A 9,468-nucleotide genomic window follows, 5' to 3' on the forward strand; every position below is an offset into this window, starting at 1 on the left:
ACCTGGGGGAAAGAATGAATGGCGAACGCAAGAGCGCGCCGCCGCGTGACGGCCAGGACATGAAGCTCGCCCACGTCGAGTTCTACGTCCAGAACCTCGACGAGGTCGTCGACTGGCTGGCGGAGAGCTACGGATTCGCGAAATCACCGGAAGCGGACGTGGCCACCAGCGCAGATACCCACCGATCTGCTGTGATGCGCGGTGGGTTGATCACGCTGGTCGTCACCCAGGCGTTGTCCGAAACGCATTTCGCACACGATTACGTGTGGCGGCACGGTGACGGCGTCGGCAATCTGGGCATTGGTGTGGCCGATGTGACCGCGGCGTTCGAGGACGCCGTCGAAAGAGGAGCGGTACCGATCTCGGCACCTCAGCGCAACGGCACCGATGGCGCGATCACAGCGGTGATCAGGGGTTTCGGGGATGTCCTGCACACCTTCGTCGAGCACCGCGAGAAAGCTCCCGCCGTGCGGGTGCCGTCCTCATCGGTGCGACGGATCGACCACCTGGCCGTGTGCCTGGAGGCCGGGGAACTGGACCCGACCACGGAGTACTACGAGTCGGCGCTGGGTTTCAGCACGATCTTCGAGGAACGCATCGTGATCGGCTCACAGGCGATGCTGTCGAAGGTCGTGCAAAGCCCGTCGACAGAGATCACGCTCACCCTCATCGAACCCGACACGCGGATGGACGCCGGTCAGATCGACGAGTTCCTGAAGCGCCACAACGGCGCCGGGGTGCAGCACATCGCGTTCGAGACCAACGACATCGTGCGCTCGGTGAGCGTGCTGTCGGACAAGGGTGTCGACTTCCTCAGCACTCCCGCGACCTACTACGACGCGCTCGCGGACCGGCTCGACCTCGCCACCCACACCGTGGACGAGCTCCGGCAGCACAACATCCTGGTGGACGAGGACCACGACGGTCAGCTCTTCCAGATCTTCGCCCGGTCGACGCATCCGAGGAACACCTTGTTCTTCGAGGTGATCGAGCGCCTCGGTGCCAAGACGTTCGGCAGCGGGAACATCAAGGCGCTCTACGAGGCGGTCGAGGCCGCGCGCGTGCGCGGGGAGACGTCGACGTGATCGCCGAGATCTCCCCCGCGCGCACCGCTGTGTCTCTCAGTTCCCTGCTGTGCCTCGACGACGTCGAAGACGCCGCGACGCACGCGATGGCGGCCGACCTCCGTGACTTCGTCGCCGGCGGCGCGGGAACGGAGACGACGCTCAGGGCGAACCGGACGGCGCTGGAGCGCGTGCGTCTGGTTCCCAGGGTGCTCAACGACGTCTCGGCGTGCTCGACCGAGACGACGGTGCTGGGCACCTCCACCACGATGCCCGTGCTGGTCGCACCGATGGCCTACCAGCGGCTGGCGCATCCCGAGGGCGAACGGGCGCTGGCCGCCGCCTGTGCCGGCGCCGGCGTGATCTACGTGGCGAGCATGTTGAGCAGCTCCACCTTCGTGGACATCACCGCGACGGGAGCCTCCACGTGGTGCCAGCTCTACTGGCTTCGTGATCGCGGCCAGATGACGAACCTCCTGCGCCGGGCGGAGTCGGCCGGCTGCCGCGCCGTCGTGCTGACCGTGGACGTGCCTCGCATGGGACGCCGCCTGCGGGACATCCGCTCGGGCTTCACCCTGCCTGCCGGGATCTCGGCCGTGAACCTGTCCGGCGACGTGGGAGTGCACGACGGGAGCGACTCCGAGTCGGCGTTCATGGCGCACACCAGACTGACGTTCGACCCGTCGCTCTCGTGGTCCGACCTCGACTGGCTGCGGCAGAGGACCTCGTTGCCGATCGTGGTGAAAGGGGTCCTGCACCCCGACGACGCGCAGAGAGCAGCGGAACTCGGGGTCGATGCCCTCATCGTCTCGAACCACGGTGGACGTCAGCTCGACGGTGCTGTCAGCAGTGCGGAGGCGTTGCCGGCGGTCCGCGAGGTGGTGGGCGACCGCTGTGAGGTGCTGATGGACAGCGGAATCAGGTCCGGCTCGGACGTCGTGAAGGCCATCGCCCTCGGTGCGTCGAGTGTCCTCATAGGACGGCCGGCGTGGTGGGGACTCGCGTTGGCGGGCCAGGCCGGTGCCGCCAGGGTGCTCGAACTGATCCGGCAGGAGACCGAGGACGCCGTCGCGCTCGCCGGCTGCCGCGGCATCGCGGACGTCCGCTCCTCCGTGAGGGCGTTGCCCGCAGCGGAGTCGTGGTCGTGGTGACCCGCACCGTCCACTCCCGGTTCGAGCTGCGCGCCGCCGAGCTCCACCCGTCCGTCGACGATCCCGCCCTGCACTCCATGACCTTCCTGAACGAGGTGTCGCACCGGTATCCCGATGCGATCTCACTCGCCGCGGGCAGACCTGTGGAGTCGTTCTTCGAGCTCGATTCGGTGCACCGGTACCTCGACGTCTTCTGTCAGCACCTCCGCGACGACCTCGGGTACTCCGAGGAGGAGGTGCGGCGCACGATCTTCCAGTACGGCCGGACGAAGGGAGTGCTGCACCACCTGATCGCCAGGAACCTGGCCGTGGACGAGAACATCGACGCCGATCCGGAGTCGGTCGTGGTCACGGTGGGCTGTCAGGAGGCGCTTTACCTGTGTCTGAGGGCGTTGCGCTCCGACGATCAGGACGTGGTGCTGGCGGTGTCCCCCACGTACGTCGGACTGGCGGGGGCGGCGCGGCTCGCGGACATGCGGGTCCTGCCGGTGCGGGAAGCGGGAGGAATCGACTTCGACGACCTGTTCTCGGTGTTGCGGCACGCGCGCGGCAGAGGGCTGCGTCCCCGCGCCCTCTACGTCATTCCGGACTTCGCGAACCCGTCCGGGGTCAACATGACCGTCGAGGACAAGCGGCGGCTGCTGGACGTCGCCGCGCAACAGGACTTCCTCGTGCTGGAGGACAACCCGTACGGCCTGTTCTCCGACACCGACGAGCGGCCACCCACGCTGAAGGCGCTGGACACCCGCAACCAGGTGGTCTACCTCGGCACGCTGGCCAAGTCGGCGTTGCCCGGAGTGCGCATCGGCTACGCGGTGGCGGACCAGGAGGTGGTGACCGCGCACGGGACCCGGACGCTGTTCGCCGACGAGCTGGCGAAGATCAAGAGCATGGTCACCGTCAACACGTCGCCGATCGCCCAGGCCATCGCGGGCGGGAGGTTGCTGGAGCACGGGTGCAGCCTCGTTCGAGCGAACGCGCGGGAGACGGAGCACTACCGCGTCAACCGGCGCCACCTGCTCAACGGCCTCGCCGACCGCTTCCGCCGTGGTGATCCCGACGCGGCCGGAGTGAGCTGGAACAGTCCTACCGGCGGATTCTTCGTCGTGGTCACCGTTCCGTTCGCCGCCGACGACGCTCTGCTGGAACGGTCAGCGCGCGTGCACGGCGTGCTCTGGACGCCGATGCACCACTTCTACCTGGGGGACGGCGGGCTCAACCAGCTCCGGCTGTCCTGCGCCGCCCTGCCACCGGAACAGGTCGACCTGGGGCTCGACCGCCTGCACGCGCTGGTCACGGAATCGCTGACAGCGTCACGGAAAGGTGCGAAACATCAATGTTGATCTGCGGGGTCAAGGCAACCCATGACGGTGGTGTCGCTCTCATCGCTGACGGGCGTCTCGAGTTCAGCATCGAGCTGGAGAAGCTCGGCAACGGGCCGCGGTACAGCGCGCTTCGCGATCTGCGGCAGGTCGCCGATCTCCTGGCCGCCGAAGGAGTGGACGTCGCGGACGTCGACCGGTTCGTGGTCGACGGGTGGTGGACGCAGCGCGCCGACGGTCAGCACGTGATCGACACCCTCGACGACGGCAAGCCGGTCGAGCTCCCGGTCGCGTCCTATCTGGACGGACCGGGCGCCGCTGGTCCGTTGCGGCGCTTCTCCTTCCAGAACCACGACTTCAGCCGAAAGGCGCCTGGTTACAGCAGCTATCACCACGCCGCCAACCATCTCATGGGCGCGTACTGCACGAGCCCGTTCGCCCGGCGCGGTGAGGACGCGCTCGTGCTGGTGTGGGACGGTGGCATGACTCCCCGGCTGTACGAGGTGAGCGCGGCCACCAGGACGGTCAAGGCGGTGTCCGTGGTGCTGCCGATCGTGGGCAACAGCTTCTCCGACTTCTGCGGGGAGTTCGACCCGTTCTACCGCGACACCTCGGGACTGTCGAGCGAGGAGACGGTGCGCTACCGGCTGTCGATCGCGGGCAAGGCGATGGCCTACGCCGCGCTGGGTGAGGTGGTGGAGTCCTCGTACCAGGCGTTCGACGACCTGTTCTCCAGCCTGCCGGGCGTCTCTTCGGACAACGGCAGGGCGCTCGGGGAGAAGGCCTCCGCGAACAGGGCGCAGCTGTTCCCCGGCATGTCCGAGGCCGACCTGATCGCGACCTTCCAGGCCTACCTGGGAGACCGGCTCCTGCGCGGTATCAGCGCGGTCCTGCACAGGAGGTTCCCAGGGCGCACCCCGAACCTGGTGCTCAGCGGAGGCTGCGCGCTCAACATCAAGTGGAACAACCGGTTGCGGTCGAGCGGCCTGTTCGCCGACGTCTGGGTCCCGCCGTTCCCGAACGACGCGGGTGCCGCGATCGGAACCGCCAGCTGCGAGATGTTCCAGCAGGACGGCCGGCTCCACCTCGACTGGAACGTCTACAGCGGCCCCGGGCTGGTCGCTTCGCCGACGCCTCCCGGTTGGGAGAAACGGTCGTGCGACGAGCGCGAACTCGCCGAACTGCTGCACACGACGGGCGAACCGGTGGTCGTCCTGTCCGGCCGTGCCGAGATCGGCCCGCGAGCACTCGGCAACCGCAGCATCCTGGCGACCGCGACGAGCCCGGAGATGAAGGACCGGCTGAACACGATCAAGAACCGCGCGTCGTACCGGCCCGTCGCTCCGATCTGCACGACTGCCCGTGCTCCCGAGATCTTCGCTCCCGGAAGCAGCGACCGCTACATGCTGTTCGAACACCACGTGCGTCCGGAATGGGTCGACCGCATCCCCGCCGTCATCCACCTCGACGGCACCGCGCGGCTGCAGACCATCGACCCCGAAGACGGCAGTGTCACCGGCCGGGTGCTCGCCGAGTACGAACGGATCTCCGGCATTCCCGTGCTGTGCAACACGAGCGCGAACCACGAGGGACGCGGGTTCTTCCCCGACGTCACCTCGGCCGCGGCCTGGGGCGGCACGAGGTACATCTGGTCCGAAGGCGACCTCTACGTGAATCGGAACGAGCCGACGAGCCGCTCGGCCTGACGCGGGCCTGGCCCCAGGCGGCGACGCCGGGATGTCGACCAGCAGGCTGGCCGACCTGATCGAGGAGGACTGGTTCCGGCGAATCGGCCACCGGACTTGCGAGCAAGGGTGACATCGGGTTCGGCAGCATGGCGGGACGCGACGCGCATCGCACCGGTGAGATCGTCGCTGCGGCGGTGCGCGCGGCCGGGGTGCGTGCGATCATCGCGACCGGATGGGGCGGACTCGCCGCGCGTTCCTCCGACGATCTCCTGGTGATCGACCGAGCCCCGCACGACTGGCTGTTCGGCCGGGTGACCTCAGGTCGTGTGCCCGTTCGTGGCGGACCAGCCGCATTGGGCGCGGCGCATGCACGCCGTGGGTGTCGCAACAGAGCCGGTCCCCCACCGGAAACTCACCGCCAACGCCCTGGCCGCGGCGATCTCGCGTGCAGTGAGCGATCCAGCGCTACAACAGCGCGCTGGTGAGCTCGGCGAGCGAATTCGTGCCGAAAACGGTGTCGCTGCGGCAGGGCGGGCTTTGGAGGGACTCCACAGTGGACACGGGTCTCAGCGGTCCTGATCGGCGTTGCGCCACCACAGCGCGGTCGCCGCGATTCCGCCCACCCCGACCAGCAACACCAGCAGAACGCCGAGAAGGCCGGGCGGGTCGCTGTCCGGCCCGGCCAGCCCGCTGAACAACGCCGGTACCGACCACGGGAAGTACCGGCCGTAGCCCAGTGCGGCGACGACCTGGGCGAAGAAGATCGCGGCCATCATCACCCCGACGCCGGGCAGATAGCCGCGCCCGGCACTGGCCGCGAACGCGATCGGCGTGGTGAGCAGCACCGTCATCGCCGCCGTCGCGCCGACGGTCGCCACACCGGACGCCGCGAGCTCCGCGGACCACCCCGGCAGCCCGAGCACCGTGCCGATCACCAGGCCGAGGACGACGAGCAGCACCGTGAGGACGAGGCACCACAGGCCGGCCACGACGAACTTCGCCAGCACGATCGTGGTGCGCGCGGTCGGCAGCGCCAGCAGGTCCTTCACGGTGTTCTGGCTGAACTCGCGCCCGAACAACCACACGGACACCAGGCCGAAGATCAGCACGCCCCCGACCGCGGTGATCTGGGACAGGAACGCCAGATGCGTCGGCCAGTCCGCGTCACGTCCGACCAGCGAGGCCTTGGTGCCGATCAGACCGAGTGACCGGGCGCGGTCCTGGTCCTGCAGGATGAACATGAACAACCCGCCCACCCCGGCGGCGATCGTGAACGCCAGCGCCGTCACCCACGGCACGCGGGAACGGCGGGCCTTGAGCAGTTCGGTGGCGAGCGCGTTGATCACGACTCCACCACCCGCAGGAAGAACGTCTCCAGGTCGTCCTGCTCCACCACGAGACGGGTCGGTGCGCAGCCCGCCCCGACCAGCACGACGGCGACCCCGTCGGGTTGGTCGATCGCGCGGTCGTCAGTCAGGTCCAGGGTGCCCGGCTCCGTCCTGACCGGACTGAACCCCGCGGCGAGCAACGCTCGTTCGGCAGCCACGAGGTCGCGGGCCGACACGGTCAGCCTGCGGCGCGTCTGTGCCGCCAGATTTCCCGCGTCGAGCTCGCGGACGAGCCGGCCGCGGTGGATGACGCCGATGCGCGTGGCCAGCCGGGCCACCTCGGTGAGGATGTGGCTCGACAAAAGCACGCTCACACCGTGCTCGCAGCTCAGCTCACGCACCAAACTTCGGATCTCGGCCACGCCGGCCGGGTCGAGGCCGTTCGCGGGCTCGTCCAGGATCAACAGCTCCGGCTCGTGCAGCAACGCTTTCGCCAGGCCCAGCCGCTGCGCGTTGCCCAACGACAACGTCCCTGCCCGCTGGGTGGCGTACGTGGTCAGGTTCACCCGCTCGACGACCTCGTCGACATGGCCCCGGCCGCGCAACCCGCGCAGCCGCGCCGCGACCGTCAAGTTCTCCCTGACCGTCAGCTCCGGGTACGCGGCGGGCGTTTCCACCAGGTACCCGACGCGCGACCACGCGTCGTGCGCACCCGGCCGCACCACAGAGCCCAGCACCGCAACGGATCCGCTGCTCGGACGCACCATGCCGAGCAGCATGCGGATCGTGGTCGTCTTGCCCGCGCCGTTGAGACCGAGCAGTGCGTAGATCTCCCCCGCGTTGATGCGGAGAGAAAGCCCGTCCACTGCCGTGACATCGCCGTACCGCTTGGTCAGACCACGCGCGTCGATCACCGGCGTCATCGGCCGGCAACCTTGACGCAGCGCACGACGCGTTCGATCTCCGACACCGGCGACACGCGCCCCGACGGCACGAGGTACCGCTCGGTGAACTCACGCGGCCCGAGCTGCTCGACTTCAGCCCACCCGAAGGCGGCCACGAACTCGGCCACCTCAGCCGGAAGCAGCCCGAACTTCCAGATCTGCCGGTTCTGCACGAACTCGCGATAGGCGGCCTCACCGCCGAACATCGCTGTGCCGTCGAGGAAGTCCTTGCGCACGAACGTGAACACCAGTTCGCTGCCTGCCGGAGCCTGGGCCAGGAAGCCGAAGGTGGCCCCCACCGCGTCCGCCGTCAGGTACTGGGTGACCGCCTCCCAGACGAACAGCGTCCGAACGTCCCGGCGGTAGCCGCGCTCGCCCAGCGCCTCCTCCAGGCCCTGGGCCTCGAAGTCGATCGGAACCAGGCTGACGTTCGACGGCACCTCACCGAACATCGCCCGCAGCCGCTCGCGCTTGCTCGCGATGGTGCCCGGCAGATCGACCTCGAACACCGGCTTGTCACGCAACCGGCAACCGCTCGTGTCGAATCCCGCGCCGAGCACCACCACGGCGTCCGCATCGGTGGTGGTGAGTCGCTCGTCGACGTACCGCTTGCGGCACAACATGCCGGCCCACAAGCCCGGAATTCGCTTCTCCGTCGCGCTGACGAGCGCGTTGCGCATCGGCCGCCAGCGCGCGGCGGCCACGGCCAGCCGGCCCGAGAGGGGCAGGATGCGCGCCGCGAACTCGTCCCGCACGAGCGGGTGGTCTTCGTACTGCTCCACTGCGGCGATGACCATCGGCCCGATGGCCGTACCCGCGACCGAGGCGTCCATGAAAGCTCCCGTGTGTCGACGTCGTTGAACACGCCGACCAGGCTTCCCGGCACACCTGCCAGCACTCTACAACCAAGAAGCCCGCACAGGGCCCGGAGGCGCAGGCGGCGCGATCATAGGCGTCGCGCGGCTCCAGGAGAGATTGCGAGACTGTTCCGATGGCCGACCAACCACCACCTCGCCACGCCAAGCGCTACTACCTGATCGTCGCTCCACTGCTGCTGGCCGCGACCGTGATCGGGTTCGTCTTCATCGAGGAAGCGGGCTGGGCGCTGGTCCTGATCGGCTGCGCCGTCGGCGGGTTCCTCGCTGAGGGGATCGCGGACCTGGTGCGGTACAACCGGTCCAAGCGCTGACCGCCGTTTTAACGGTCGTCTCAGGTTCGCTCGATAGGAAGTAGGCATCGCCGGGCGACGAAAGGCAGCCGTTCATGATCTCCGTGCTCGTGGTGGACGCCCAGCCGCTGCAACGCTTCGGGTTTCGCATGCTGCTGGAGAACACTCCCGACACCGAGATCGTCGGCGAGGCCGAGAACGGTGCCGAGGCCGTTCGGTGGACCACCGAGCTGCACCCCGACGTGGTGCTGATGGACATCCGCGTGCCGGGCGTCGACGGGATCGAGGCCACCCGGCGCATCGTCGCCGCCAGTGGGCGTTCGCGGATCCTCGCGCTGACGACGTTCGACGCGGACCGGTACGCGCTCGCCGCGCTGCGGGCCGGGGCGAGCGGTTTCCTGTTGAAGGACATCCGCCCGGAGGAGCTGCTCGCGGGCATCCGGGCCGTCGCCGCCGGGGACGCGGTGATCGCGCCGGCGTTGACTCGGCGGCTGCTCGACGCGTTCGGCGACCGGCTCGGCGACGACCTCTGCGGGCCCGTGCGGGAGGATCCCCGGCTGGGCTCCCTGACCGGCCGCGAGCGCGAGATCCTCGTCGCCATCGGCCACGGCCTCACCAACGGCGAGATCGCGCAACGGTTCACGCTGGCGGAGTCGACGGTGAAGACCCACGTCGGGCGGGTCCTCGCCAAGATCGGCGCACGAGACCGGGTCCAGGCCGTCATTCTCGCCTACGACCTGAGACTCACCCGTCCGATCTAGCGCCTGTGTCGAAGTAGAGCGCCTGAGGCCTACCGGACATAT

At 68.7% G+C, this 9,468-nt stretch carries 9 protein-coding genes; 6 read left to right on the plus strand and 3 right to left on the minus strand.

Features of this window, described 5'->3' with window-relative positions; translation table 11 throughout:
- The first annotated feature begins 14 nt into the window (after nucleotides 1-14).
- Genes hppD through ACFOWZ_RS05580 form a run of 4 tightly spaced genes read left to right on the plus strand, consistent with a single transcriptional unit; the run spans nucleotide 15 to nucleotide 5,243 of the window.
- On the plus strand, nucleotides 15-1,085 hold the full coding sequence (hppD, locus tag ACFOWZ_RS05565; RefSeq protein WP_382369749.1) for a 4-hydroxyphenylpyruvate dioxygenase: 1,071 nt from the start codon (nucleotides 15-17) through the stop codon (nucleotides 1,083-1,085).
- A complete protein-coding gene (locus ACFOWZ_RS05570) occupies nucleotides 1,082-2,215 on the plus strand; it encodes an alpha-hydroxy acid oxidase (protein WP_382369752.1) in 1,134 nt (377 codons plus the stop codon). The genes hppD and ACFOWZ_RS05570 overlap by 4 nt, the downstream gene beginning before the upstream one ends.
- Nucleotides 2,212-3,558: an aminotransferase-like domain-containing protein gene (locus ACFOWZ_RS05575; protein ID WP_382369755.1), complete on the plus strand. Its 1,347-nt coding sequence runs from the start codon at nucleotides 2,212-2,214 to the stop codon at nucleotides 3,556-3,558. Before ACFOWZ_RS05570 ends, ACFOWZ_RS05575 begins: the two co-directional genes overlap by 4 nt.
- Complete coding sequence (locus tag ACFOWZ_RS05580) at nucleotides 3,552-5,243, plus strand: carbamoyltransferase N-terminal domain-containing protein (protein ID WP_382369758.1); 1,692 nt, start codon at nucleotides 3,552-3,554, stop codon at nucleotides 5,241-5,243. Before ACFOWZ_RS05575 ends, ACFOWZ_RS05580 begins: the two co-directional genes overlap by 7 nt.
- A 548-nt stretch (nucleotides 5,244-5,791) precedes the next feature.
- On the opposite strand, the gene ACFOWZ_RS05585 is transcribed toward ACFOWZ_RS05580, so the two are convergent.
- From ACFOWZ_RS05585 to ACFOWZ_RS05595, 3 genes are read right to left on the minus strand one after another with little or no spacing between them, the layout of a single operon-like run.
- On the minus strand, nucleotides 5,792-6,571 hold the full coding sequence (locus ACFOWZ_RS05585; RefSeq protein WP_382369761.1) for an ABC transporter permease: 780 nt from the start codon (nucleotides 6,569-6,571) through the stop codon (nucleotides 5,792-5,794).
- Nucleotides 6,568-7,476, minus strand: coding sequence for an ABC transporter ATP-binding protein (locus ACFOWZ_RS05590; protein WP_382369764.1), 909 nt, complete (start codon nucleotides 7,474-7,476; stop codon nucleotides 6,568-6,570). Before ACFOWZ_RS05590 ends, ACFOWZ_RS05585 begins: the two co-directional genes overlap by 4 nt.
- A complete protein-coding gene (locus tag ACFOWZ_RS05595) occupies nucleotides 7,473-8,330 on the minus strand; it encodes an SAM-dependent methyltransferase (RefSeq protein ID WP_382369767.1) in 858 nt (285 codons plus the stop codon). The genes ACFOWZ_RS05590 and ACFOWZ_RS05595 overlap by 4 nt, the downstream gene beginning before the upstream one ends.
- A gap of 158 nt (nucleotides 8,331-8,488) precedes the next feature.
- Here ACFOWZ_RS05595 and ACFOWZ_RS05600 point away from each other — a divergent pair, with 158 nt between their 5' ends.
- Together ACFOWZ_RS05600 and ACFOWZ_RS05605 are read left to right on the plus strand one after the other, a co-directional pair.
- Nucleotides 8,489-8,686 (plus strand): hypothetical protein, encoded by a 198-nt coding sequence (locus ACFOWZ_RS05600; RefSeq protein WP_382369770.1) that lies wholly within the window; start codon nucleotides 8,489-8,491, stop codon nucleotides 8,684-8,686.
- 74 nt (nucleotides 8,687-8,760) lie between these two features.
- A complete protein-coding gene (locus ACFOWZ_RS05605; RefSeq protein ID WP_382369773.1) occupies nucleotides 8,761-9,426 on the plus strand; it encodes a response regulator in 666 nt (221 codons plus the stop codon).
- Nucleotides 9,427-9,468: the final 42 nt, after the last annotated feature.

Source organism: Lentzea rhizosphaerae (assembly GCF_042649515.1).
GTDB lineage: Bacteria > Actinomycetota > Actinomycetes > Mycobacteriales > Pseudonocardiaceae > Lentzea > Lentzea aerocolonigenes.